The 22,339-nt window shown below is 70.2% G+C and carries 26 protein-coding genes and 1 pseudogene; 13 read left to right on the plus strand and 14 right to left on the minus strand.

The window, feature by feature from the left end; translation table 11 throughout:
• Nucleotides 1-13: 13 nt before the first annotated feature.
• The 3 genes from tilS to dacB form a co-directional block, all read right to left on the minus strand.
• On the minus strand, nucleotides 14-1,036 hold the full coding sequence (gene tilS / locus ACWIGU_RS08500; RefSeq protein WP_454398789.1) for a tRNA lysidine(34) synthetase TilS: 1,023 nt from the start codon (nucleotides 1,034-1,036) through the stop codon (nucleotides 14-16).
• Nucleotides 1,037-1,251: 215 nt separating this feature from the next.
• Nucleotides 1,252-2,394, minus strand: a complete 1,143-nt coding sequence (locus ACWIGU_RS08505; protein ID WP_454398791.1) for a zinc-dependent metalloprotease — start codon at nucleotides 2,392-2,394, stop codon at nucleotides 1,252-1,254.
• Between the two features lie 94 nt (nucleotides 2,395-2,488).
• Nucleotides 2,489-3,976 (minus strand): D-alanyl-D-alanine carboxypeptidase/D-alanyl-D-alanine endopeptidase, encoded by a 1,488-nt coding sequence (dacB, locus tag ACWIGU_RS08510; protein ID WP_454399643.1) that lies wholly within the window; start codon nucleotides 3,974-3,976, stop codon nucleotides 2,489-2,491.
• An 86-nt stretch (nucleotides 3,977-4,062) separates the two neighbouring features.
• Here dacB and ACWIGU_RS08515 point away from each other — a divergent pair, with 86 nt between their 5' ends.
• The gene (locus ACWIGU_RS08515; protein WP_100597700.1) at nucleotides 4,063-4,554 is read left to right on the plus strand and encodes an inorganic diphosphatase; all 492 of its coding nucleotides are present in this window, start codon (nucleotides 4,063-4,065) and stop codon (nucleotides 4,552-4,554) included.
• Nucleotides 4,555-4,642: 88 nt separating this feature from the next.
• Nucleotides 4,643-6,340: a threonine/serine exporter family protein gene (locus ACWIGU_RS08520; protein ID WP_454398793.1), complete on the plus strand. Its 1,698-nt coding sequence runs from the start codon at nucleotides 4,643-4,645 to the stop codon at nucleotides 6,338-6,340.
• Nucleotides 6,341-6,393: 53 nt separating this feature from the next.
• Here the strand turns inward: ACWIGU_RS08520 and ACWIGU_RS08525 are convergent.
• Nucleotides 6,394-7,056, minus strand: a pseudogene (locus tag ACWIGU_RS08525) (DedA family protein); the annotation flags it as partial.
• A 131-nt stretch (nucleotides 7,057-7,187) separates the two neighbouring features.
• Between ACWIGU_RS08525 and ACWIGU_RS08530 the strand changes: the two are divergent.
• Nucleotides 7,188-7,553 carry a YbjQ family protein gene (locus ACWIGU_RS08530; RefSeq protein WP_356286878.1) on the plus strand — a complete coding sequence of 122 codons (366 nt, stop codon included), beginning with the start codon at nucleotides 7,188-7,190 and terminating at the stop codon, nucleotides 7,551-7,553.
• A gap of 18 nt (nucleotides 7,554-7,571) precedes the next feature.
• Here the strand turns inward: ACWIGU_RS08530 and ACWIGU_RS08535 are convergent, their stop codons facing one another.
• Nucleotides 7,572-8,330: a MerR family transcriptional regulator gene (locus tag ACWIGU_RS08535; RefSeq protein ID WP_454398795.1), complete on the minus strand. Its 759-nt coding sequence runs from the start codon at nucleotides 8,328-8,330 to the stop codon at nucleotides 7,572-7,574.
• 138 nt (nucleotides 8,331-8,468) lie between these two features.
• On the opposite strand from ACWIGU_RS08535, the gene ACWIGU_RS08540 reads away from it, so the two are divergent.
• Nucleotides 8,469-9,746 carry an ion channel protein gene (locus ACWIGU_RS08540; RefSeq protein ID WP_454398797.1) on the plus strand — a complete coding sequence of 426 codons (1,278 nt, stop codon included), beginning with the start codon at nucleotides 8,469-8,471 and terminating at the stop codon, nucleotides 9,744-9,746.
• 110 nt (nucleotides 9,747-9,856) lie between these two features.
• Nucleotides 9,857-11,269 (plus strand): glutamate decarboxylase, encoded by a 1,413-nt coding sequence (locus ACWIGU_RS08545; protein ID WP_454398798.1) that lies wholly within the window; start codon nucleotides 9,857-9,859, stop codon nucleotides 11,267-11,269.
• Between the two features lie 75 nt (nucleotides 11,270-11,344).
• Here ACWIGU_RS08545 and ACWIGU_RS08550 read toward each other — a convergent pair whose 3' ends face one another.
• The 4 genes from ACWIGU_RS08550 to ACWIGU_RS08565 all read right to left on the minus strand — a co-directional run bounded on the left by ACWIGU_RS08550 (nucleotide 11,345) and on the right by ACWIGU_RS08565 (nucleotide 14,480).
• Nucleotides 11,345-12,115 carry an ABC transporter permease gene (locus ACWIGU_RS08550; protein WP_454398800.1) on the minus strand — a complete coding sequence of 257 codons (771 nt, stop codon included), beginning with the start codon at nucleotides 12,113-12,115 and terminating at the stop codon, nucleotides 11,345-11,347.
• Complete coding sequence (locus ACWIGU_RS08555) at nucleotides 12,112-13,152, minus strand: ATP-binding cassette domain-containing protein (RefSeq protein ID WP_454398802.1); 1,041 nt, start codon at nucleotides 13,150-13,152, stop codon at nucleotides 12,112-12,114. The genes ACWIGU_RS08550 and ACWIGU_RS08555 overlap by 4 nt, the downstream gene beginning before the upstream one ends.
• Before the next feature lie 131 nt (nucleotides 13,153-13,283).
• The gene (locus tag ACWIGU_RS08560; RefSeq protein WP_454398804.1) at nucleotides 13,284-13,925 is read right to left on the minus strand and encodes a PadR family transcriptional regulator; all 642 of its coding nucleotides are present in this window, start codon (nucleotides 13,923-13,925) and stop codon (nucleotides 13,284-13,286) included.
• 18 nt (nucleotides 13,926-13,943) lie between these two features.
• Nucleotides 13,944-14,480 (minus strand): DinB family protein, encoded by a 537-nt coding sequence (locus tag ACWIGU_RS08565; RefSeq protein WP_454398806.1) that lies wholly within the window; start codon nucleotides 14,478-14,480, stop codon nucleotides 13,944-13,946.
• A 201-nt stretch (nucleotides 14,481-14,681) separates the two neighbouring features.
• Between ACWIGU_RS08565 and ACWIGU_RS08570 the strand changes: the two genes are divergently transcribed.
• From ACWIGU_RS08570 to ACWIGU_RS08585, 4 genes are all read left to right on the plus strand, one after another.
• Nucleotides 14,682-15,068, plus strand: coding sequence for a VOC family protein (locus tag ACWIGU_RS08570; protein ID WP_454398808.1), 387 nt, complete (start codon nucleotides 14,682-14,684; stop codon nucleotides 15,066-15,068).
• Nucleotides 15,069-15,073: 5 nt separating this feature from the next.
• Nucleotides 15,074-15,430, plus strand: coding sequence for an ArsR/SmtB family transcription factor (locus tag ACWIGU_RS08575; protein WP_454398810.1), 357 nt, complete (start codon nucleotides 15,074-15,076; stop codon nucleotides 15,428-15,430).
• Nucleotides 15,427-15,870: an SRPBCC family protein gene (locus tag ACWIGU_RS08580; protein ID WP_454398812.1), complete on the plus strand. Its 444-nt coding sequence runs from the start codon at nucleotides 15,427-15,429 to the stop codon at nucleotides 15,868-15,870. The genes ACWIGU_RS08575 and ACWIGU_RS08580 overlap by 4 nt, the downstream gene beginning before the upstream one ends.
• A 141-nt stretch (nucleotides 15,871-16,011) precedes the next feature.
• Nucleotides 16,012-16,254 carry a DUF397 domain-containing protein gene (locus ACWIGU_RS08585; RefSeq protein ID WP_100597687.1) on the plus strand — a complete coding sequence of 81 codons (243 nt, stop codon included), beginning with the start codon at nucleotides 16,012-16,014 and terminating at the stop codon, nucleotides 16,252-16,254.
• A gap of 226 nt (nucleotides 16,255-16,480) precedes the next feature.
• Here ACWIGU_RS08585 and ACWIGU_RS08590 read toward each other — a convergent pair whose 3' ends face one another.
• Nucleotides 16,481-16,963 carry an ATP-binding protein gene (locus ACWIGU_RS08590; RefSeq protein WP_454398814.1) on the minus strand — a complete coding sequence of 161 codons (483 nt, stop codon included), beginning with the start codon at nucleotides 16,961-16,963 and terminating at the stop codon, nucleotides 16,481-16,483.
• A gap of 266 nt (nucleotides 16,964-17,229) precedes the next feature.
• Here ACWIGU_RS08590 and ACWIGU_RS08595 point away from each other — a divergent pair, with 266 nt between their 5' ends.
• Together ACWIGU_RS08595 and ACWIGU_RS08600 are read left to right on the plus strand one after the other, a co-directional pair.
• Nucleotides 17,230-18,096, plus strand: a complete 867-nt coding sequence (locus ACWIGU_RS08595) for a helix-turn-helix domain-containing protein (protein WP_454398816.1) — start codon at nucleotides 17,230-17,232, stop codon at nucleotides 18,094-18,096.
• Nucleotides 18,097-18,296: 200 nt separating this feature from the next.
• Nucleotides 18,297-19,754 carry an aldehyde dehydrogenase family protein gene (locus ACWIGU_RS08600; RefSeq protein WP_454398818.1) on the plus strand — a complete coding sequence of 486 codons (1,458 nt, stop codon included), beginning with the start codon at nucleotides 18,297-18,299 and terminating at the stop codon, nucleotides 19,752-19,754.
• A 13-nt stretch (nucleotides 19,755-19,767) separates the two neighbouring features.
• Here the strand turns inward: ACWIGU_RS08600 and rpsR are convergent, their stop codons facing one another.
• Genes rpsR through rpmG form a run of 4 tightly spaced genes read right to left on the minus strand, consistent with a single transcriptional unit; the run spans nucleotide 19,768 to nucleotide 21,613 of the window.
• The gene (gene rpsR / locus ACWIGU_RS08605; RefSeq protein WP_454398820.1) at nucleotides 19,768-20,052 is read right to left on the minus strand and encodes a 30S ribosomal protein S18; all 285 of its coding nucleotides are present in this window, start codon (nucleotides 20,050-20,052) and stop codon (nucleotides 19,768-19,770) included.
• Nucleotides 20,053-21,192, minus strand: coding sequence for a CobW family GTP-binding protein (locus ACWIGU_RS08610; protein WP_454398822.1), 1,140 nt, complete (start codon nucleotides 21,190-21,192; stop codon nucleotides 20,053-20,055).
• Nucleotides 21,189-21,443, minus strand: coding sequence for a type B 50S ribosomal protein L31 (locus tag ACWIGU_RS08615; protein WP_356276121.1), 255 nt, complete (start codon nucleotides 21,441-21,443; stop codon nucleotides 21,189-21,191). Before ACWIGU_RS08615 ends, ACWIGU_RS08610 begins: the two co-directional genes overlap by 4 nt.
• A gap of 5 nt (nucleotides 21,444-21,448) precedes the next feature.
• Nucleotides 21,449-21,613, minus strand: coding sequence for a 50S ribosomal protein L33 (gene rpmG, locus ACWIGU_RS08620; protein WP_324770702.1), 165 nt, complete (start codon nucleotides 21,611-21,613; stop codon nucleotides 21,449-21,451).
• Nucleotides 21,614-21,746: 133 nt separating this feature from the next.
• On the opposite strand from rpmG, the gene rpmB reads away from it, so the two are divergent.
• Nucleotides 21,747-21,983, plus strand: a complete 237-nt coding sequence (rpmB, locus tag ACWIGU_RS08625) for a 50S ribosomal protein L28 (RefSeq protein WP_383095681.1) — start codon at nucleotides 21,747-21,749, stop codon at nucleotides 21,981-21,983.
• The gene (gene rpsN / locus ACWIGU_RS08630; protein WP_454398825.1) at nucleotides 21,983-22,288 is read left to right on the plus strand and encodes a 30S ribosomal protein S14; all 306 of its coding nucleotides are present in this window, start codon (nucleotides 21,983-21,985) and stop codon (nucleotides 22,286-22,288) included. The genes rpmB and rpsN overlap by 1 nt, the downstream gene beginning before the upstream one ends.
• Nucleotides 22,289-22,339 lie beyond the last annotated feature (51 nt).

Here is a 22,339-nt window from a genome sequence, read left to right on the forward strand (position 1 = left end):
CTCTCGTCCCGCGTCAGCCTTGCCGGATGACCAGTCTGCCACCCTGCCGCTGAGCCACGACCTTGCCGGGGAGGTTGATCTCCCCCTGGCCGCGCCATCCGGTGATCAGACGGTCGACCTCTTCGATGTGCCGGGCGAACAGAGCGCCCGCCGGAGCACCGGCCTCGATGGCCGCGCGGCGCAGTACACGGCGGCGTACGGCGGGCGGCAGCGCGTAGAGCTTGGCGCACTCCAGGAGCCCTGCGGGGTCCCGCACCATCGCTTCGGCCTGCGCGGCCCACGTGTCCAGGGCGTCGGCGTCGTCCCGGGACAACTGGGCCGTACGGGCGAGCGCCTCGACGACACCCTTGCCGAGCGCCTTCTCCAGGGCGGGCAGCCCCTCGTGGCGCAGCCGGGAGCGCGTGTACGCCGGATCGGTGTTGTGGGGGTCGTCCCAGACGGGCAGCGACTGGGCCATGCACGCCTTGCGGGCGGTCTGGCGGTCGAGGCGGAGGAAGGGCCTGCGGTAACGGCCGTCGACCCCCGAGGTCGCGGCCATTCCCGACAGGGAGCGGATACCGGAGCCGCGGGCGAGGCCGAGCAGGACCGTCTCTGCCTGGTCGTCGCGGGTGTGGCCGAGCAGGATCGCGGCGGCGCCGTGGCGGTCCGCGGCGGCGTCGAGCGCGCGGTATCTGGCGTCCCTCGCCGCGGCTTCGGGTCCGCCGTCGCGGCCGACGTGCACGGTCGCGGACTCGACGGGGTCGAGGCGCAGGGCGGTGAGCCGCGCGACGACTTCGGCGGCGCGGAGATCGGAGCCGGGCTGCAGACCGTGGTCGACGGTCACGCCACCGGCTCGGATGCCGAGCTTGGGGGCCTCGAAGGCGAGGGCGGAGGCGAGCGCCATGGAGTCGGCACCGCCGGAGCAGGCGACCAGCACCAGGGGCGGGGTGCGCGGGGCCTCTGGCGCCGACCGGGGGGCGCTGTGATCATTGAGTACGTCGTGGAGTACGCGGCGGACCGCCAGGCGTATCGCCGCGACCGCAGGATGGGGACCCATGTCCGGTTCCCTTCATGAAGTTTTCGGTGGGGGTGTGGCTCGGACCAGTCACTCAACAGCGACTCGTCGATATCAGTCACTCAGAGTGTGTCGATGGTGACAGAGCCGAGCCGTTCCCCGAGCATTGCACGCCTACGCACGGCCCACGGTCCCTCGGATGGGTGATTACGGGGGCGTTCTCCTGCCGTTGGCCGTATTTGTTTCACGACCCTGCCTTACGGTGCACCCTCGGACTTGCGGTGCACCCGCGCGACCCATTCCGCCGGTTTGGCGATCTCCGCCTTGGTGGGGAGCGTGTTCGGCGATGTCCATACGCGATTGAATCCGTCCATACCCACCTCGTTCACCACGGTCCTGACGAACCGCTCGCCGTCGCGGTACTGGCGCAGCTTCGCGTCGAGGCCCAGGAGCTTGCGCAGCGCCAGGTCCAGGCGGGACGCGCCCTTCTGGCGGCGCTCCTTGAACTTCTCCCTGATCTCGCCCACCGACGGCACCACCGCGGGCCCGACCCCGTCCATCACGAAGTCCGCGTGCCCTTCGAGCAGTGACATCACGGCCGTGAGCCGGGTGAGGATCTCGCGCTGGGCCGGGGACTGCACGAGCTCGACCAGGGAACGGCCCCCGTCGTCGCCCTCGCCCTGCTCGCCCTCGGGGCGCGCGCCCGCCAGGGACTGGGCGGCCTCCCGGATGCGCTCCAGGAACGTCATGGGGTCGACATCGGTCTCGGCGAGGAATGACTGGATCTCGCCCTCGAGGTGGTCGCGCAGCCAGGGCACGGCCGTGAACTGCGTGCGGTGCGTCTCCTCGTGCAGGCACACCCAGAGCCTGAAGTCGTGCGGGCTCACATCGAGTTCGCGCTCCACGTGCACGATGTTCGGCGCGACGAGGAGCAGTCTTCCGCCGCCGTTCGGCGCGGCCGGCAGGTCCCGGGTGGCGGGGGCGAAGGTCTCGTACTGCCCGAGGACACGGGAGGACAGGAACGAGAGCAGCATCCCGAGCTCGACGCCCGTGACCTTGCCACCGACGGCGCCGAGGACCGCTCCGCCGGGACCGGAACCGCGCCGCTCCTCCATCTTGTCCAGGAGGGGCTTGAGGAGTTCCCTGAACCCCGCCACGTTCGCCCGGACCCAGCCGGGGCGGTCGACGACGAGGACGGGCGTGTCGTGCACCTCCTCGGTGGCCATCCGCGTGAACCCGCGGACATGCTCCTCGGAGGCCTTGGCGTGGCGGCGCAGCTCCGCGACGATCGCCCGCGCCTCGTCCCGGCTCACCTCCGGGCCCGGCCGCACCAGTCGGGTCGCGGTCGCCACCGCGAGATTCCAGTCGACCATCCCAGAAGCGTCACCGATGCTCGTCATGCGTCAACCGTACGTGCTCGGGTCCTGGTGCACAGGGGCTTGGCCCCGGACGGCGCCCGGGTTGTGCCCCCTAGGGGACGGCGGCCGGGACGGGTCAGCGGCAGCCGCAGTTCGCGACCGTCGACGCGAGCCGGTCCAGGGCCGCCTGGGCCTGTCCCGGGTTCACCGTGCCGTCCGTCATGAACGCGAAGACCAGAAGCCGCCCGTCCGCGTCGACGACCGTGCCGGCCAGCGTGTTCACCCCGGTCAGCGTGCCGGTCTTGGCCCGTACGAGGCCGATGCCCGCCGCGTCGGCCTCGTCGGTGTACCGCTTGCTCAGCGTGCCGGTGAAGCCGGCGACCGGCAGCCCGGTGAGGACGGGACGCAGCCCCGGCCGCTCGCGTTCGACGGCGTGCGCGAGGACCTGGGTGAGCAGGTCGGCGGAGACCTTGTCGGCGCGGTCGAGACCGCTGCCGTCCGCGAAGTGGCTTCCGGAGAGCGGGAGTCGGAGCTTGGCCAGCTCCTTGCGGATCCCCTTGCCCCCGCCCTCGAAGCTGGCGGCCCCGTCCGTGGCGAGGGCCACCTGGCGGGCCAGGGCCTCCGCGATGTCGTTGTCACTGTGCGTCAGCATGCGCTCGACCAGGGCCGATACGGGCGGCGACGACACCTTGGCCAGCTTCTCGGCGTCGCCCGAGGCGCGGCGGGGGCCCGGCTGGCCCTTCGTCCTGATGCCGCGGTCGTGCAGCAGATCCGCGAACTTCCGCGCGGCGGCCGCGGCGGGGTCGGACTCGCGGGGAGCCGGACCGCTCGACGAGTCGTCCGTGCGCGCCTCGTCGGCCATGAGGGCGCTGACCGGCGCGATGTTCTCGTTCGGCCCGATGGGGTGCAGGAGCGGCCCCGAGTAGAGCGAGGTGTCGTAGGAGAGGGTGATCTCGTCCGTGTCCCGGCCCTTGAGCTCCTTGGCGGTGGCGTCGGCGAGCGCGCGCAGGCTCGCGTTCGGTCCGGCGTCCTTGCGGGCGGTGAGCGTGGGGTCGCCGCCGCCGACGAGGACGACCTCGTGCGAGTCGGGCTCGATGACGGTCTTCGTGTCGATGCGGTGGTCGGACCCCGGCATCGACAGGGCGGCGACGGCCGTGGCGAGCTTCGTGGTCGAGGCGGGAGTCAGTGCGTCGCCGGAGCTCTTGCCGTACAGCCGCTGACCGGTGGCCGCGTCGACGACGGCCGCGGTGCGCCGCTTGCCGAGGGCCGGGTCGTTCAGGAGCGGGTCGAGCACGTCGGCGAGCGCGCCCTTCGCGGGGCTGGGGACCGAGCCGCCCGGCGCCGCGAGCACCGCACGGGCGCTCGGGGCCGCGTCCGGCTCCTCGGAGCGCCCGCCGCGGCCGTCGCGGCCGTGATCTGCGCCACCCCCGGCCTCCTGGGAGGCAGCCCGGCGCGCCTCCGCCGTACGCTGACCGCTGGAGTCCCACGGACCGGCCGAGGCCACCGCCACGGCCGAGAGCGCCAGGCCCAGGGTGGCAGCGCCCGCCGTGAGCTGCCAGGTCTTGACCTTCGTGAGCACCTTCACTGCCTGTGAAACTGCCTGCGAAGCCTTGAGCTCGGGCACCACGGACCAGCCCCTTTCGCGATCACACACCTGCGTGAGGGACACTTAATCACCAGTCGTATGTGTTGATCATGGAGGAGCCACCGGTGGAGTTCGACGTCACGATCGAGATTCCGAAGGGTTCGCGGAACAAGTACGAGGTGGACCACGAGACCGGTCGGATCCGCCTGGACCGTCGACTCTTCACCTCGACCAGTTACCCGGCCGACTACGGATTCGTCGAGAACACGCTCGGTGAGGACGGGGACCCGCTGGACGCGCTGGTCATCCTGGAGGAGCCGACCTTCCCCGGCTGCCTCATCAAGTGCCGCGCCATCGGCATGTTCCGTATGACGGACGAGGCCGGCGGCGACGACAAGCTGCTGTGCGTCCCTGCCTCGGACCCCCGCGTGGAGCACCTGCGGGACATCCACCACGTGTCCGAGTTCGACCGTCTGGAGATCCAGCACTTCTTCGAGGTCTACAAGGACCTGGAGCCCGGCAAGTCCGTCGAGGGCGCCGACTGGGTCGGCCGCACCGAGGCCGAGGCCGAGATCGAGCGGTCCTACAAGCGCTTCAAGGACGAGGGCGGCCACTGACCTCCCCCGCCACGCACGGGCCGTCCGACTCCCTCGGGGGTGGGGCGGCCCGTGCGCGTATCTGTGCTCATACTGAGGCGTACGGGAGGTGCGCAAGCGTCATACGAAGGGCGAGTTGGTGACGGAGCGGGAGCCGGAGGCGGCCGAAGACCGCAAACCGCAGTCGGACGAGGCACGCAGCGCCTTCACCCCGCCGCAGGGAGTGGTGCCGCAGACCCCGGTGCCCGAGCAGGACGAGTCGCAGACGACGTCCGAGTTCGCGCTCCCGGACGGGTTCAGCACCCCGGCCGCCGCGCCCGCCGACACCAGCGGTTCGGCCTTCACTCCCCCGCAGACCTACAGCTCCCGGCACGCGCCCCCCGCGTTCACCCCCGCGCAGGGCATCCCCATGGTCAAACTGACCAAGGAGGCGCCCTGGCAGGACCGGATGCGCACGATGCTGCGCATGCCGGTCGCCGAGCGCCCGGCGGCCGAGCCCGTGCAGAAGCACGACGACGAGGGGCCGGCCGTCCCGCGCGTCCTCGACCTGACCCTGCGCATCGGCGAGCTGCTCCTCGCGGGCGGTGAGGGCGCCGAGGACGTGGAGGCGGCGATGTTCGCCGTGTGCCGCTCCTACGGCCTCGACCGCTGCGAGCCGACGGTGACGTTCACGCTGTTGTCGATCTCGTACCAGCCGTCCCTGGTCGACGACCCGGTGACCTCCTCGCGCACCGTGCGGCGGCGCGGCACCGACTACACGCGCCTCGCGGCCGTGTTCCAGCTGGTGTACGACATCAGCGACGAAGAGGTCGACGTCTCCCTGGAGGAGGCTTACCGGCGTCTCGCCGAGATCCGCCGCAACCGCCACCCCTACCCCGGCTGGGTGCTGTCCGCGGCGACCGGGCTCCTGGCGGGCGGCGCCTCGATCCTCGTCGGCGGTGACCTGATCGTCTTCGTCGCGGCGGCGCTCGGCGCGATCCTCGGCGACCGGCTGGCCTGGCTGTGCGCCGGGCGCGGGCTGCCGGAGTTCTACCAGTTCACCGTCGCCGCGATGCCGCCCGCCGCCATAGGGATCCTGCTGACCCTCGCGCACAACCTCGTGGACGTACGCGCCTCCGCGGTGATCACCGGTGGGCTGTTCGCGCTGCTGCCGGGGCGGGCCCTCGTGGCGGGCGTGCAGGACGGCCTGACCGGCTACTACATCACCGCGGCCGCGCGCCTGCTCGAAGTCATGTACTTCTTCGTCGGCATCGTCATCGGCGTCCTGGTCGTGCTCTATCTCGGCGTGCAGCTGCACGCGCAGCTGAACCCGGAGGCGGCCCTCCAGGTCCTCGACCGCCCCTACTGGCAGATCGCGGCCTCGATGGCGCTCTCGCTCGCCTTCGCCGTCCTGCTCCAGCAGGAACGCTCCACCGTGCTCGCGGTGACGCTGAACGGCGGTGTGGCGTGGGTCGTGTACGGGGCCATGCACGTCGTCGGCGGGATCTCGCCGGTCGCCTCCACGGCGGCGGCGGCCGGGCTCGTCGGCCTGTTCGGGCAGCTCTTCTCGCGTTACCGGTTCGCGTCCGCGCTGCCGTACGTCACGGCGGCGATCGGGCCGCTGCTGCCGGGTTCCGCCACATACTTCGGGCTGCTGGCCATCGCGCAGAACGACGTGGACGCGGGCCTGGTGTCGCTCACGAAGGCGGCGGCTCTCGCCATGGCCATCGCGATCGGGGTGAACCTCGGGTCCGAGATCGCGCGGCTGTTCCTGCGCTCGCCCGGCGCGGAAGGGCGCCGGGCGGCGAAGCGGACCCGAGGCTTCTAGGGCCTGGAAGGCGCCCTCGCGCTCTAGCGCTTCGCGTGGCGGCCGCGCTGGCCCGGCGCCGGCGTCTGCGTCTGGGGCGTCGCCGCCGCGGCCTTCTTCGACTTGCTGCGCGCCCGCAGGAACTCGATCGCGATGGGGACCACCGAGATCAGGACGATCAGGATCAGGATCGCCTCGATGTTCTTGTGGACGAACTCGATGTTGCCCAGCCAGGAGCCGAGGAGCGTGACGCCCGCGCCCCAGAGCACGCCGCCGATGATGTTGAACGTGATGAACGAGCGGTACTTCATGCCGCTGACGCCCGCGATGATCGGCGTGAACGTGCGCACGATGGGCACGAAGCGCGCCAGGACCAGGGACTTCGGGCCGTACTTCTCGAAGAACTCGTGGGCCTTGACCACGTTCTCCTGCTTGAAGAGGCGGGAGTCCGGGCGGTTGAACAGCGAGGGGCCGACCTTCTTGCCGAAGAGGTAACCCGCCTGGTCACCGAGGATCGCGGCGACGCAGATCAGGCCGACGGCGCCCCACAGGGGGAAGTCCAGCGTGCCGGCGGTGATCAGCAGGCCGCACGTGAACAGCAGGGAGTCGCCCGGCAGGAAGAAGCCGATGAGCAGGCCGGACTCCGCGAACACGATCAGGAGCAGGCCCCAGATGCCGAACGTGTTGAGAAGGTGGTCCGGGTCCAGCCAGCTTGGTCCGAGAGCAAGCGTCGTCACGGTTCCGGACTCCTGAGGGGTGGTGAAGCAAGGGCAATGGCGGTGCAAAGTTATCAACGCCGGATGACGGCACCAGGTTCCAGCCGCCCTCTCAGGATGCACGGTGCGTCAACTGTGGCAAACCTGTGTCTATGGGTATCGAAGACTACGGCGGCGGCCAGAATCCGCAGACGGATGTGCTCGTCGTCACCACGAACGACGTGCCCGGCTACCGGGTGGAGAAGGTGATCGGCGAGGTCTTCGGCCTCACGGTCCGCTCCCGGCACCTCGGCAGCCAGATCGGCGCCGGCCTCAAATCGATGATCGGCGGCGAGCTGAAGGGCCTCACCAAGACGCTGGTGCAGACCCGTAACCAGGCGATGGAGCGGCTCGTCGAGCAGGCCCGCTCCCGCGGCGCCAACGGGGTGCTGATGTTCCGCTTCGACGTCACGGAGGCGGCGGACGTGGGCACCGAGGTGTGCGCGTACGGCACGGCCGTGGTCCTGGCCCGGGAGTGACCCCGGGCCAGGCGCCTGTCAGGCGTGGCGGGCGGCGTTGGCGAGGATCGCGCCGCGCAGGTGCTCGGCGAGGCCCGGCCGCATGGACTCGTAGAACTCCTTGAAGCGTTCGTCGGCCACGTACATCTCGCCGAGCCCGCAGTGGATCTCGAAGCCGCACTCGTAGAACCACTTGGTGATGTGCTGCCGGTGTTCCTCGGCCATGTCCATGGCCCGCTCACCGGTCGGGGGCTCGCCGGCCGCCATCAGGGAGGCGTAGCGCTCGCCCCAGTCCGCGACCTCGGCCTGCATCCGCTTCCAGTCGTCCTTGGTGTAGCGGGCGGCGCGGCGCTGCGACTCGGCGTACGAGTCCGTGCCGCCCCAGCGCTCCCGCGCCTCGTCGGCGTACTGTTCCGGATCCTTGTCCCCGAAGACCTCGAACTTCTCCTCGGGCGTGAGGTTGATGCCCATCTTGCGTGCCTCCATGGCGTGTTCCACGGCCTCGGCCATCTTCTGGAGCTCGCTGATCCGGGCGGTCAGCAGTTCGTGCTGGCGGCGCAGATGCGCGCGCGGGTCCGCGTCCGGGTCGTCGAGAAGGGCCGCGACCTCGTCGAGGGGGAAGCCGAGCTCCCGGTAGAACAGGATCTGCTGCAGCCGGTCCAGGTCGGCGTCGCTGTAGCGCCGGTGGCCGGCGTGGCTGCGCCCGACCGGCGCGAGCAGACCGATCTCGTCGTAGTGGTGCAGCGTGCGCACGGTGACGCCGGCGAACCCGGCGACCTGCCCCACGGAGTAGCTCACGGCTCCCGCCCCCTTCCTGTCGTTGTCGGTACGGGTCGTCGTTGCGGTACGGGCCCCAGCGTGCGGCCTCACGTCACGTGAGGTGCAAGCGGGAATTCTCCGGGTGTTGTGCCGCTTTCGTCCGCTTATGGTGTGCCGGTGAGCACCGACGCGCAGGCCGAGCCCCAGGAGACCACTCCGGCACGGACGTTGCTGCCGCTGGTCGTCCCCGCGCTCGCCGTGGGCCTCGTGTGCAGCCTGCTGTTCCTCGGCGTGAGCGAGCTCGCCGAGCAGCTCCAGCACGTGCTGTGGGAGGACCTGCCCGACGCGCTCGGCATCGGCGGGTACTCCTCCGCCTGGATGATCGTCATGCTGACCGCGACCGGCGTCCTCGTAGGCCTCGTCGTGTGGAAGGCGCCCGGTCACGCGGGACCCGACCCGGCCACCGTCGGGCTCGAGAGCGGCCCGCTGCCGCCCTACGTGCTGCCCGGGCTGCTCGTCGCGACCGCGCTGATGCTGGCCGGCGGGCCCAGCCTCGGCCCGGAGAACCCGATCATCGCGGCCAACGTCGGCCTCGCGTTCTGGCTCGGCTCGAAGGCCCTGCCCGCCCTGCCCGCCGTCCTTTGGGGCACCCTGGCCGAGGCGGCCACGCTCGGCGCGCTGTTCGGCACACCCGTCGCCGCCGCCCTCGTCATCTCCGAGGCCCTCGCGGGCAAGCCGATGAAGGGCTCGCTGTGGGACGCCCTGTTCGCGCCGCTCACCGCGGCGGCCACCGGCGCGCTGACCACGACCCTCGTCGGACATCCCAGCTTCGACCTCGGCCTGCCCGCCTTCCCCCGGCCGGGCGTGGGCGACCTCCTCTCCGTCCTGGTGGTCGCCTCCACGGCCGCGGTCCTCGGCATGGCGGCCGTCTACGCCTTCCCTTACACACACGCCGCGTTCGGACGCCTCAAGCACCCCATGCTGATGCTGCCCGTCGGCGGGCTCGTGCTCGGGCTGCTCGGCGCGCTCGGCGGCCATCTCACGCTCTTCAAGGGCCTCAACGAGGTCGCCGAGCTGGCCAAGGACCCCGAGGGCCGGTCGGCCGGGCAGTTCGCCCTGATGACGGTGGTGAAGCTGGCGGCCCTGCTGATCGCCGCCTCCTGCGGATTCCGCGGCGGCCGGATCTTCCCCGCGGTCTTCATCGGGACGGCCTTCGGCCTCCTCGCCCACGCGCTCGTGCCGGGCGTGCACCCCGCCGTCGGCGTCGCGGCGGGCGTCCTCGGCATCCTGCTCGCCATCACACGGCAGGGCTGGGTCAGCCTGTTCGTCGCGGCCGTCCTCGTCGCGTCCCCGCCGATCCTCGTCCTGCTGTGCATCGCCTCGCTGCCGGCCTGGCTCCTGGTCACCGGACGCCCCCAGATGCAGCTCCACGACGACGGCACGGCCATCCGCTGAGAGCGGCCGCCCCTGCCCGTCCGCCGGTCCGTCCGTCGCCGGGCGGTACGCCCCACTCCTCCGTATCCTCACGATGAGGCCACGACCGCGTATCGAGGGAGCCCGCGACCATGCCGCTGCACCACGGTCCCCACCATCACGACGAGAGCCCGATGGCCGTCAACCCCTTCTACGGCGAGGCCAATCCGGTCGGCGGCATGACCGACGCCCCGCCCAAGCACCGGCTGCCCGACAACCCCATGCCACCCTCCACGGCCTACCAGCTGGTCCACGACGAGCTGATGCTCGACGGCAACGCACGGCTCAACCTCGCCACGTTCGTCACCACATGGATGGAACCGCAGGCCGGCGTCCTGATGGGCGAGTGCCGCGACAAGAACATGATCGACAAGGACGAGTACCCGCGCACCGCGGAGCTGGAGCGGCGCTGCGTGTCGATGCTCGCCCACCTGTGGAACGCGCCCGACGCGGACGGCGCCGTCGGCTGTTCGACCACCGGGTCGAGCGAGGCGTGCATGCTCGCCGGGATGGCCCTCAAGCGCCGCTGGACGAAGCGCAACGCCGACCGCTACCCGTCCAGGCAGGCCCGCCCGAACCTCGTCATGGGCATCAACGTCCAGGTCTGCTGGGAGAAGTTCTGCAACTTCTGGGAGGTCGAGGCGCGCCAGGTCCCCATGGACGGCGACCGTTTCCACCTCGACCCGCAGGCCGCCGCCGAGCTGTGCGACGAGAACACCATCGGTGTCGTCGGCATCCTCGGCTCGACGTTCGACGGCTCGTACGAGCCGATCGAGGAGCTGTGCGCCGCCCTCGACACCCTCCAGGAGAAGACCGGCCTCGACATCCCCGTCCACGTCGACGGCGCCTCCGGCGGCATGATCGCGCCCTTCATCGACCCCGAACTGGTCTGGGACTTCCGCCTGCCGCGGGTGTCGTCCATCAACACGTCGGGCCACAAGTACGGCCTCGTCTACCCGGGCGTCGGCTGGGCCCTGTGGCGTACGGCGGACGACCTGCCGGAGGATCTGGTCTTCCGGGTCAATTACCTGGGCGGCGACATGCCGACCTTCGCCCTGAACTTCTCCCGGCCCGGCGCCCAGGTCGTCGCGCAGTACTACACGTTCCTGCGCCTGGGCCGCGAGGGCTACCGCGCCGTGCAGCAGTCGACGCGGGACGTCGCCCGGGGCCTCGCCGAACGCATCGAGGCCCTCGGCGACTTCCAGCTCATCACGCGCGGCGACCAACTGCCCGTCGTCACCTTCACGACAGCACCCGACGTGAAGGCGTACGACGTCTTCGACGTGTCGCGCCGCCTGCGCGAGTCCGGCTGGCTCGTCCCCGCGTACACCTTCCCCGCGCACCGCCAGGACCTGGCGGTGCTGCGGCTGGTGTGCCGCAACGGCTTCACGGCCGACCTGGCGGCGCTCTTCCTAGCCGACCTCGGGCGGCTGCTGCCCGAACTGCGGCAGCAGTCCCACCCGTTGACCCGCGACAAGGACGCGGCGACCAGCTTCCACCACTGACACTGCTTACGGGCCACTGCTTACGGGCCACTGCTTACGGGCCACTGCTTACGGGCCGCCACTGCTCATGGGCCTCTACTTACTGAGGGCCGCGAACTTCCGTACCGCCAGCGGGAAGAACACCGCGAGCAGCGCGAGCGGCCACAGCACCGCCGCCCACAGGTGCCCCGGCTCCCCGCCGGGCCCGCCGAACAGGTCCCGTACGGCAGTCGCCGTGTGCGACATCGGGTTCCACTCGACGGCCGTGCCCAGCCAGCCGGGCATCGAGCCGGGCTCGGCGAGCGCGTTCGACAGGAATCCGACCGGCCAGACGAGGATCTGCACGGCCTGCATCAGCTCCGGCTTCCCCGCCACCATCGCCAGGTGGATGCCGATCCACAGCATCGCGAACCGGAAGAGGAGCAGCAGGCCGAGCGCGCCCAGGAACGTCCCGGCCGAGCCGTGCGGGCGCCAGCCGATCGCGTAACCGACGCCGGTCATCACGACAAGCGCGGCGGCCGACTGGAGCATGTCGGCGGCCGAACGGCCCACCAGCACCGCGCCGTTGACCATCGGCATCGACCTGAACCGGTCGATCACCCCCTTGTTCAGATCCTGCGTCACCGCCAGCATCGTCGCCTCGAGCCCGAACGCCATGGTCAGCGCGAGCATGCCCGGCACCAGGTAGTCGACGTACTCGCCCTCGACTCCCTTGCCGCCGCCGATCAGGAAGCCGAACATCAGCAGCAGCATCACCGGGAAGACCAGCCCGACCACGATCTGCGTGGGCTGCCGCGCCCAGTGCGCCAGCTCGCGCCGCGTCATGGTCCACGAATCGGCGACGGCCCATCTCGTCGGCGTACTCATGCCGTCACCTCCGGCCGGTCCGACACGGGTCCGCGTGCCGCCGCGCCCTTGTGTCCCGGCTGTCCTGGCTGTCCTGGCTGTCCTGGCTGTCCTGGCTGTCCTGGCTGACCCAGCCGTCCCGATCCCGTCAGATGCAGGAACACCTCGTCCAGGGTCGGTCTGCGCACCGCGATGTCCTCCGCCTCCACACCCGCGCCCTGGAGCGCCCGCACGACCTCCGTGAGCGCGGCCATCCGGTCGGCGACGGGCGCGCTGACCAGCCGGCGGTCCGCGTCGACCGTGGCACCGTCCGGCAACAGCCTTGCCACTACGTCCAGTTGGGAACCCTCCCGCACGACGACGTCGATCCGGTCACCGCCGAGCCGGGCCTTGAGCTCGTCGGCGGTGCCCGCGGCGACGACCCGGCCCCGGTCCACGACCGACACGCGGTCGGCGAGCTGGTCGGCCTCCTCCAGATACTGCGTCGTCAGCAGCACCGTCGTACCGCCCCCGACCAGCGAGCGCACCGCGCCCCACACCTCGGCGCGCCCGCGCGGATCGAGGCCCGTCGTCGGCTCGTCCAGGAAGAGCACCTCCGGGTCCGTGACGAGCGAGGCGGCCAGGTCCAGGCGGCGCCGCATGCCGCCGCTGTACTGCCTGACCGCCTTGCCCCCGGTGCCGGCGAGCCCGAAGCGCTCTAGGAGTTCGCCGGCCCGCACCCGCGCGCGCCGGGCGCCCAGATGGTGGAGGCGTCCGAACATCTCCAGGTTCTGCCACCCGCCGAGCTCCTCGTCCACCGCCGCGTGCTGGCCGAGGAGCCCGATGCGGCGGCGCACCTCGCCCGCCTGCCGCCGCACGTCGTGACCCGCCACCTCGACCCGGCCCTCGTCGGCCCGCAGCAGCGTCGTCATGGTGCGGACGGCCGTCGTCTTGCCCGCGCCGTTCGGCCCGAGCAGCCCGTGCACGGTGCCGCGGGCGACCGTGAGGTCGAACCCGTCCAGCGCCCATTTGTCCCCGTACCTCTTCCGTGCGCCCTCGACGATGATCGCGTCGGTCATCCGGCTCCTCCCACCGAGAATCTCGGTACTCAAATTTGACTACGACGAGAAAGGTAACTCCGCCTCCATCGTTAGTCAAACTTGATTAATGAGGAATGGACGATGTCTGGTGATGACATGGGCGGCGATGGCTAACGAGGGTCCTCGGGGTGCGCCTCGCCCGTGGCGTAGGGGTTCTCCTGTCCCTCGGCGAGCACCCCGACAAAGGGCTCGCCCTCGCCCGCGAACGTGTACGCGCCGCCCTCGATCCGGCCGATCAGGCCCCGCGTCCACTCCGCGCCCGCGTCGGCCGAGTGCACCCAGAAATTCATAATCTCGCCGATGTGCCCGAGCCGTCCGGGCCCGTCCTCGGGCGTGTAGTACTCGGTGACCGCGCGCCGCCACTCCTCGATGCCGTCCACGCGCCGCCGCAGCAACTCCACCGCCTCCCGGCGCGGCAGATCGACGATGAAGCCGAGCGCGGCCGAGAGGATGTCCGGCTTCTGGTCGTACGTCACGAGCGCCTCACGCAGCAGCGCGTGGAACTCCTCGGTGCCCTTGTCCGTGATCTCGTACTCGGTACGCGGCGGGCCGCCGGCCGTGGACGGCGCGATCTCGTGCGCGACGAGGAATCCCTGCTTCGCCATCTGCTTGAGCGCGTGATAGATCGACCCGGGCTTGGCGTTCGACCACTCGTGCGCGCCCCAGTACTCGAGGTCGTTGCGCACCTGGTAACCGTGCGCGCGGCCGTGCTGGCGTACGGCCCCGAGGACCAGGAGACGGATCGCTGACATGGGCCCCAGCGTAGGACGTCACTCCTGAACCATCGCGGCCAGCTCGTACGCCGTCTTGCCGTCGAGGGACTCGCGGATGATGTCCGCGTGCCCCGCGTGCCGGGCCGCCTCCCGGATCAGATGGAGCAGCATCCACCGCACGGACGCCTCCCCCTCGTGCGGGGACCAGTCATGGCGGGGCAGCGGAAACGTGTCGTCGAGGCTCGGCACCGCCCGGATGAACTCCTCGGTGGCCAGCGCCACCTTGTCCCAGTAGGCGAGCGCCGACTCGACACTCTCGTCGCCCACGAGCCGGAAGCTGTCGGCCCAGTTCGCCTCGGTGCGCTGCATGTCGGGCGCGACCTGCCGGGCCCGCGCCACCCAGCCCTGCTCGGTCTCGGCGACGTGCTTGACCAGCCCGGACAGTGACAGCGCGCTGGCGCTCGGGGTCGTCGCGGCCTGCTCGTCACTCAGCCCGAGCACGGTCCGGCGGATGGCGCCGCGCTGCTCGGCGAGGCAGATCAGGAGGGTGCCGCGCTCGTCGCCGCGGACCTCCGCGTTCCCGTGAGTCGCCATCGTGGGCCGCCTTCCGTCGGTTTCGCTGCCTGTACTGACGAAGGTAGAGGGGCTTGCGGTCAGTTCCCGTCCTCAAGTGGCACTGCACGGACCCCGAACCCGGGACCAGGAACCCGGGACCCGGACCCGGACCCGGCAACGTATCGCGTAGGAATTTCCCTACGTTTGACGCGTAGGGAAATCCCTACCTATAGTCCGGGCATGAGCAGCCACGCGAACATCACGCACGCCTCCTTCATCACACTCCCCGTCTCCGACCAGGACCGCGCGCTGCGGTTCTACGTCGACGTACTCGGCTTTGACGTCATCGTCGACCGCGAGATGCCGCCGGGTCGCTGGCTCCAGGTCGCACCGCGCGGGGCACAGACAGTCTTCACGCTGTCCGGCCCGGGCATGGGGGATTTCACGCCCGGTTCGACGCGGGGGATCATGTTGGTGACGACCGACGTCGACGCCGACTGCGCGCGGCTCACCGCCGCCGGAGCCGAGGTCACCGGCCCCGACGACGTGCCGTGGGGGCGCATGGCCGCCTTCAGCGACCCGGACGGCAACTCACTGATGCTCATCACGGAGAAGGAAGGCTTCTGACGCCGATGGCGACGACGAGCGCGACCGACACCGCCGGCCAGGACCGGCTGTTCGCCGCGCTCGCCAACGGGACACGCCGCGAGGTGCTCCGCCTCCTCAGGGACGAGGGCCCACAGCCCGTCCAGGCCCTGGCCGACCACTTCGCGATGCGCCGCCCGAGCCTCTCGGAACACCTCAAGGTGCTCCGGGAGGCCGGCCTCGTATCGGAGGAACGAGCGGGACGGCAGCGCATATACCGGCTCGAGGCCACCCCCCTGGCCGAAGTGCAGGACTGGCTCCATCCGTACGAGCGGTTCTGGCGCGGCCGCCTGAAGGGGCTCGCCGAACTCCTCGAGCGCATACCCGACGATGACGGGTCATGAGCCTCACGAGCATCACCGTCGACCAGTTCCTCCCGCACCCACCCGCCAAGGTCTGGCGCGCCCTGACTGAACCCGAACTGATCGCCCAGTGGCTGATGCCGGGCAGCGAGGACTTCCGCCTCGAGGTGGGCCACCGGTACGTGATGACAACCGTGCCGCGACCCAACACCGGCTTCTCCGGCACCCTCGACGTCGAGGTCCTCGCGTACGAGGACCAGCGGATGCTCAGCGTCCGGTGGCAGGACCGGGATCCGGCCAATTCTGCGGACTGGACCATTACGTGGAACCTGGAGCCAGAAGGCCGTGGCACGCGTCTCTTCCTAGTGCACGACGGATTCGATCCGGACGATCCGGCACAGATGATGGCGCGGAAGATCATGGACGGGGGCTGGCGTTCGCATGTCATGCGGGCGCTGGGGCAGACGCTCGAAGAGCTGTAACCGTGGGAACACCCCCCGTGCACGTGCATCTGCCCATGCATCGGCATGTGAACGCAGCTATGATCCAGGACAGTTGACCACTACACCTGACTCGCTGGCCACATGAGCCTCATAGGCCACAGCACGACCGGGGAGCGACCTGTGCACCACGTGTACAACGGCATGGCGGCCACGGAGCTTCACGGTGTGGTCTGGCAGAAGAGCAGGCACAGCAACTCGCAGGGCTCCTGCGTGGAGTTCGCGAAATTGCCGGGGGGCCGAGTGGCGATGCGCAACTCGAACTTCCCGGAGGGCCCGGCACTCGTCTACACGCCCGCCGAGATCGAGGCGATGCTGCTGGGCGTCAAGGACGGGGAGTTCGACCATCTGATAGCCGACGGGTGACCAGTAATAGGTGAGCGACGGCCGGGGACCGAGGACCGGGGACAGCTAGCAGCTGCCGGCTGACGGTGACAGGTAACAGCTGACGGATATCAACTGACAGATGACAGCTGACAGATAACGTCAAATGTCAGCCGTCGGATGACAGTGGTCAGTTGCCAGTAACCAGGCACCAGTAACCAGTCGTCAGCTACCAGCAACCAGCGGCCAGTTGCTCAACCGCCCGCCCTCACAGCCGGAACAGCGCCCACACCACTTTCCCGTTCAGCGTGCCGGCCAGCGGGTGCCAGCCCCAGCTGTCGCTGAATGAGTCGACGAGGAACAGGCCGCGGCCCGATTCGGCGTTGAAGTCGTCGTCCGTCTCGCGGGCGACGGGGCTCTCGTCGCTGGGGTCGCGCACCGCGCACACCAGGCGCGAGGTCCAGCGCATCAGGTGCAGCCGCACCGGCGGGTCCTGTGTGCGCGGGGTGTCCGAGGGCAGCCCGTGCCGCAGGGCATTGGTGACGAGTTCGGAGACGACGAGACAGACGTCGTCGAATCTCTCCGCCACGTCCCAGCCGTCGAGCGTCCCGCGCGTGAACTTACGAGCGCTGCCCACCGCTTCGTACCGTGCGGGAAGTGCGCAGGAGGCGGAGCTGGAGACGCCTGAAGGGTCGAGTGGCGGAAGCCCCTGCCTTAACGGCTCGAGCATGGCCGGTCCATTCGTCCCCATGCGAGGCACTCCCGGGATTCGCGGTACATAGCGATTGGAGCGGTGGTGCGTGGGCCATCGTTCCGAATGCGTACAGCAGATGCAAGGGCAGATGCACGTGCACGCGCCCGGCCTGTCCCCCCACGTACCACTTGTTGCTCTTTTCTTCCCGCGACTTCTTGTGGAGACCTTTCGCAACCTTTCCGTTTCTGTAACCGAACGAGTACGGGCCGGAGCGTTTTAGTGGCAGACTTCGGCTTCTGAAGCGATGGGGAGGGCGGAGCGACGTGAGTGCGGGAGAGTCGAGCGGCTCAGTGGTGCGACGCATCCTGCTGGGTTCGCAACTGAGGCGCCTGCGCGAGTCGCGCGGCATCACCCGGGAAGCGGCCGGCTACTCGATCCGCGCATCCGAATCGAAGATCAGCCGCATGGAGTTGGGACGGGTGAGCTTCAAGGCCAGGGACGTCGAGGACCTGCTGACCCTGTACGGCGTCGCCGATGAGGCCGAGCGCGGCGCGCTCCTCTCCCTCGTCAAGGAGGCCAACGTCGCGGGCTGGTGGCACACGTACTCGGACGTCCTGCCCGGCTGGTTCCCCACCTATGTCGGCCTGGAGGGCGCCGCGTCGCTCATCCGCGCCTACGAGGTGCAGTTCGTGCACGGGCTGCTTCAGACCGAGGGGTACGCGCACGCGGTCGTCGCCCGGGGCATGAAGGACGCGCCGAAGGCGGACATCGACCGGCGTGTGGCGCTGCGCCTCGAGCGGCAGAAGCTCCTCGTCTCCGAGCACGCCCCCGAGTTCCACGTGGTGCTCGACGAGGCGGCGCTGCAACGCCCGTACGGCGGGCCGAAGGTGATGCAGGGTCAGCTCCGGCATCTGATCGACATCTCCGAGCGGCCCAACGTCACGCTCCAGGTCATGCCGTTCGGATTCGGCGGCCACTCGGGTGAGACCGGCGCCTTCGCGATGCTCAGCTTCCCGGAGTCCGACCTCTCCGACATCGTCTACATGGAGCAGCTCACCAGCGCGCTCTACCTCGACAAGCGCGAGGACGTCACGCAGTACGCGCGGTCGATGAAGCAGCTCCAGTCGGAGTGCCCGACGCCGGAGGAGAGCGTCGACATCATCCGGGGACTGCTGACCAAGAGCGGCTGACCGGGACGGGTTGACCAGGACTGGTTGACCAGGACGGGTTGACCGGTACCGGTTGAGCGGGACTGGCCGAGAAGCACCGCTTCTGTCGCGTCTTGCGATCGATGGCGATCGGGCTGGCGTGCTAACCAGGCCACAACTCGACTGGTACAGACGTAAGATGACGAGCCATTAGGTGTCTGCCGGCAGCAGCAAGGGATCTCATGTCCTACTTCACCGAACTGGCCCAGCAATACATCGACGGTTCATGGCGTCCCGGCCGCGGGGCGTGGGACATCATCGACTTCAACCCGTACAACGGTGAGAAGCTGGCCTCCATCACCGTGGCGTCGGCCGAAGAGGTCGACGAGGCCTACCGCGCGGCCGAGCGGGCGCAGAAGAGCTGGGCCGACACCAACGCGTACACGCGCCGCCTCGTCTTCGAGCGGGCGCTGCGCCTGGTCGAGGAGCGCGAGGACGAGATATCCGAGGCGATCGTCGACGAGCTCGGCGGTACGCGGCTCAAGGCCGGGTTCGAGCTGCATCTCGCCAAGGAGTTCCTGCGCGAGTCGATCCAGCTGGCGCTGCGCCCCCAGGGGCGGGTCATCCCGTCGCCCGTCGACGGCAAGCAGAACCGGCTCTACCGCGTTCCCGTCGGGGTCGTGGGCGTCATCAGCCCCTTCAACTTCCCGTTCCTGCTGTCGCTGAAGTCGGTCGCGCCCGCGCTGGCCCTCGGCAACGGCGTGGTGCTCAAGCCGCACCAGAACACCCCGGTCTGCGGTGGCTCCCTGGTCGCGAAGATCTTCGAGGACGCGGGCCTGCCGGCCGGTCTGCTCAACGTCGTCATCACCGACATCGCCGAGATAGGCGACGCGTTCCTCACCCACCCCGTGCCGAAGGTCATCTCCTTCACCGGCTCCGACGCGGTGGGCCAGCACGTCGCGACGGTGTGCGCCTCCCAGTTCAAGCACGCCGTCCTGGAGCTGGGCGGCAACAGCGCGCTGACCGTGCTCGACGACGCGGACATCGACTACGCGGTCGACGCGGCGGTCTTCAGCCGGTACGTGCACCAGGGCCAGGTCTGCATGGCCGCCAACCGGATCCTGGTCGACCGCAAGGTGGAGAAGGAGTTCACCGAGAAGTTCGTCGCCAAGGTCGGGTCCCTCAAGGTGGGCGACCCGCGCGACCCGTCGACCGTCATCGGACCGGTCATCAACTCCACGCAGGCAGAGGCCGTTTCGGGCGTCGTCGACCAGGCACTCGCGGAGGGCGCGACCGCGCTGCTGCACGGCAAGGCCGTCGGCAATCTGGTCGAGCCGAGCGTCCTGACGGGCCTGCCGGCCGACTCCCCGGTGCTGCGGCAGGAGATCTTCGGGCCGGTCGCGCTCCTCATCCCGTTCGACGGGGACGAGGAGGCGGTGGCGGTCGCGAACGACACCCCGTACGGGCTGAGCGGGGCCGTCCATACGCGGGACGTGGAGCGGGGCGTCGCGTTCGCGCGGCGCATCGACACCGGGATGTTCCACGTCAACGACGGGACGGTGCACGACGAGCCGCTCGTCGCGTTCGGCGGCGAGAAGCGGTCCGGGCTCGGCCGGCTGAACGGCGAGGCGACGGTCGAGGCGTTCACCACCCAGAAGTGGATCTCCGTGCAGCACGGCCGGAGCCAGTTCCCCTTCTGAGCCCCGGCCGGGGTCAGCGTGTTCCGTAAGGCAGCAGCGCCATCTCGCGCGCGTTCTTGACCGCCGCGGTGAGCCGGCGCTGCTGCTGCGGCGAGACGCGGGTGACGCGACGGCTGCGGATCTTGCCGCGGTCGGAGATGAACTTCCGCAGCAGCTCCGTGTCCTTGTAGTCGATGTACGTGATCCTGGCCTGCTCGAGGATGTTGGGGCGGGACTTGGCCGGCTTGCGGTCAGGCCTGCGGTCAGGCCTGCGGTCAGGCCTGCGGTCAGTCTTGCGGTCGGGGTTGCGCGGGGACATTCAGACCTCCAGGAGCGTGTCGAAGGCGCGGGGCAGGCCCTTCCAGGACTCGCGGCCCGCGCCGTACTCGGCGTCGGTGAGCAGGCAGGACTCGAGGATCTCGGTAAGGCCGTCGCGGTCGAGTCCGGGTGACGTGAAGACGAGGTGCTGGCAGCAGTCGCCGTGCTGCGGGTGCCAGTCCAGAGCCGCGGCCGCGCGGCGGACCGGCGGGACCATGTCCCAGGCGGCGTCCGGCAGGGACACCAGCCAGGGCCCCGCGCTCTCGACGCACAGCGCGCCGCCCGCCGCGTCCCAGTGCAGGAGCGTGTCGGGGCGGTCGGCGAGCCAGAACCGACCGCGGCTGCGGGCCGCCGCGCAGGTCAGATCCTCAAGGGCCGCGTAGAGCCGCTCCGGGTGGAACGGCCGGTTGCGGTGCCAGACGAGCGTGGAGACACCCGCCTCGTCGGCGTCCGCGGGCAGCAGCGCGCACGCCGGATGCTGGGCCGCCGCTGCCGCCTCCACGTCGAATCCGCCGAGCGCGGCATCCGCCAAGCCGCCGTGGCCGATCGGGACTTGGCGGGCCGTCGGGTGGAGCTGGGCGAGCAGGGCCCGGTCCGTGTCGTCAGCCTCGGGGGAATCCACGAGGGCGAGCACGGGAGCGTATTCGAGCTGTCTGGCCCAGGTGTCGGCGATGGTGCGCTGGTCGGTGGCGGCCGCCGCGAGTCCGGCGTCCATGAGGTCGTCGCCGTTGCCGAGGTACGGCAGCAGGAGCGCGGGATCCACGCCGGTGATGACGCCGGTGACGGGGAGCCCGGGGCCGCCGTGCGCGGCGACGACCTCGGCCATCGCCTTGGGCTCGACGGAGTCCCACAGTTCGACGACCGCGAGCCGGGTGAGCCCGGCGTCCGCGAGCCGCTCCAGTTCGGGGACCAGGTCCTCGCGCAGGGCGCAGCACGCGCAGTCGTTGACGAGGGGCGCCTCGCCGGAGCCGAGGACCCCGGAGGCATCGCGCACGGTCCGTACGACTGTGCCGTCTACGGCAGTCGAGAGGTCGTGGTGGAGCGCGATGCTGCCCGGGACCGTGGCGAGCAGTTCCTCGACGGCGGCCCGGCGCGCTTCCGCGTGCAGGCCGCCGACGATCACTACGGGCAGCCGGGTCACCGGCCGCCCCTCTTCCCGAAGCGCCGCTCGAAGCGCTCCACGCGGCCCGCGGTGTCGAGGACGCGCGCGTTGCCCGTGTAGAAGGGGTGGCTCACGTTCGAGATCTCGACGTCGACGACGGGGTAGGTCCGGCCGTCCTCCCACTCGACGGTCTTGTCGCTGGTGGCGGTGGACCGGGTGAGGAAGGCGTGGTTCGCGGCGCGGTCACGGAAGACGACCGGGCCGTAGTCGGGGTGGATGTCCTTGCGCACGGGGCTCAGCGCTCCTCTCGGAAGTCGACGTGACGGCCTGCGACCGGGTCGTACTTGCGCAGGGTCACGCGGTCGGGGTCGTTACGGCGGTTCTTGCGGGTCACGTAGGTGTAGCCCGTACCCGCGGTGGACCTGAGCTTGATCACTGGGCGGAGTTCGTTGCGTGCCATGGGGCTAGTATATGAAAATGAATCCCGTTTCCAAAATGATCCGGGTCACAGGGCCGGGGGTCGTGCGGCCTTCGGGCCACAGCTCCGGGCCACGGGGCCACGGGGTCACAGCCAATGAGAGAGGTACGTCGTTTTGTCCGCGCACTGCATGCTGACCGGGGCCGCCCCCGGCTTCGGCAACCGCATCTCCCACTCCCACCGGCGCACGTCACGCCGCTTCGACCCGAACGTCCAGCGCAAGCGCTACTGGCTGCCGAGCGAGGGCAGGCACGTACGGCTGCGGCTGAGCGCCAGGGCGATCAAGACCGTCGACGCGATCGGCGTCGAGGCCGCCGTCGCCAGGATTCGTGCCCGTGGAGTGAGGATCTGATGGCCAAGAAGAGCAAGATCGCGAAGAACGAGAAGCGCCGGAGGGTCGTCGCCCGATACGCCGCGCGCCGGGCCGAGCTCAACGAGATCGTGCGCCGACTGTCGTCCTCCGAAGCGGAAAGGGCGGCTGCACAAAGGGAGTTGGCACGTCAGCCGCGGGACGCGAGCGCCACGCGCGTACGCAACCGCGACAGCGTCGACGGCCGGCCGCGCGGATATCTGCGCGCCTTCGGCCTCTCCAGGGTGAATCTGCGCGAGCAGGCGCATGCGGGCTTCCTGCCCGGGGTGCGGAAGTCTTCCTGGTGACGTGAGGGGCGGCTGGTAGCTTGCTGCGGGCCGGGCCGCGTACCGGCTGTC

The organism is Streptomyces sp. NPDC055400, from assembly GCF_053644375.1.

Coding starts and splice junctions, on each gene's coding strand:
- ACWIGU_RS08550 (WP_454398800.1), bottom strand. CDS start 12,115: ATGAGTACGCCGACGAGATGGGCCGTCGCCGATTCGTGGACCATGACG.
- rpmG (WP_324770702.1), bottom strand. CDS start 21,613: ATGGCACGCAACGAACTCCGCCCAGTGATCAAGCTCAGGTCCACCGCG.
- ACWIGU_RS08545 (WP_454398798.1), top strand. CDS start 9,857: ATGCCGCTGCACCACGGTCCCCACCATCACGACGAGAGCCCGATGGCC.
- ACWIGU_RS08590 (WP_454398814.1), bottom strand. CDS start 16,963: ATGGGGACGAATGGACCGGCCATGCTCGAGCCGTTAAGGCAGGGGCTT.
- ACWIGU_RS08530 (WP_356286878.1), top strand. CDS start 7,188: ATGGGTATCGAAGACTACGGCGGCGGCCAGAATCCGCAGACGGATGTG.
- tilS (WP_454398789.1), bottom strand. CDS start 1,036: ATGGGTCCCCATCCTGCGGTCGCGGCGATACGCCTGGCGGTCCGCCGC.
- ACWIGU_RS08565 (WP_454398806.1), bottom strand. CDS start 14,480: ATGGCGACTCACGGGAACGCGGAGGTCCGCGGCGACGAGCGCGGCACC.
- ACWIGU_RS08580 (WP_454398812.1), top strand. CDS start 15,427: ATGAGCCTCACGAGCATCACCGTCGACCAGTTCCTCCCGCACCCACCC.
- rpsN (WP_454398825.1), top strand. CDS start 21,983: ATGGCCAAGAAGAGCAAGATCGCGAAGAACGAGAAGCGCCGGAGGGTC.
- ACWIGU_RS08575 (WP_454398810.1), top strand. CDS start 15,074: ATGGCGACGACGAGCGCGACCGACACCGCCGGCCAGGACCGGCTGTTC.
- ACWIGU_RS08570 (WP_454398808.1), top strand. CDS start 14,682: ATGAGCAGCCACGCGAACATCACGCACGCCTCCTTCATCACACTCCCC.
- ACWIGU_RS08555 (WP_454398802.1), bottom strand. CDS start 13,152: ATGACCGACGCGATCATCGTCGAGGGCGCACGGAAGAGGTACGGGGAC.
- ACWIGU_RS08505 (WP_454398791.1), bottom strand. CDS start 2,394: ATGACGAGCATCGGTGACGCTTCTGGGATGGTCGACTGGAATCTCGCG.
- ACWIGU_RS08560 (WP_454398804.1), bottom strand. CDS start 13,925: ATGTCAGCGATCCGTCTCCTGGTCCTCGGGGCCGTACGCCAGCACGGC.
- ACWIGU_RS08600 (WP_454398818.1), top strand. CDS start 18,297: ATGTCCTACTTCACCGAACTGGCCCAGCAATACATCGACGGTTCATGG.
- rpsR (WP_454398820.1), bottom strand. CDS start 20,052: ATGTCCCCGCGCAACCCCGACCGCAAGACTGACCGCAGGCCTGACCGC.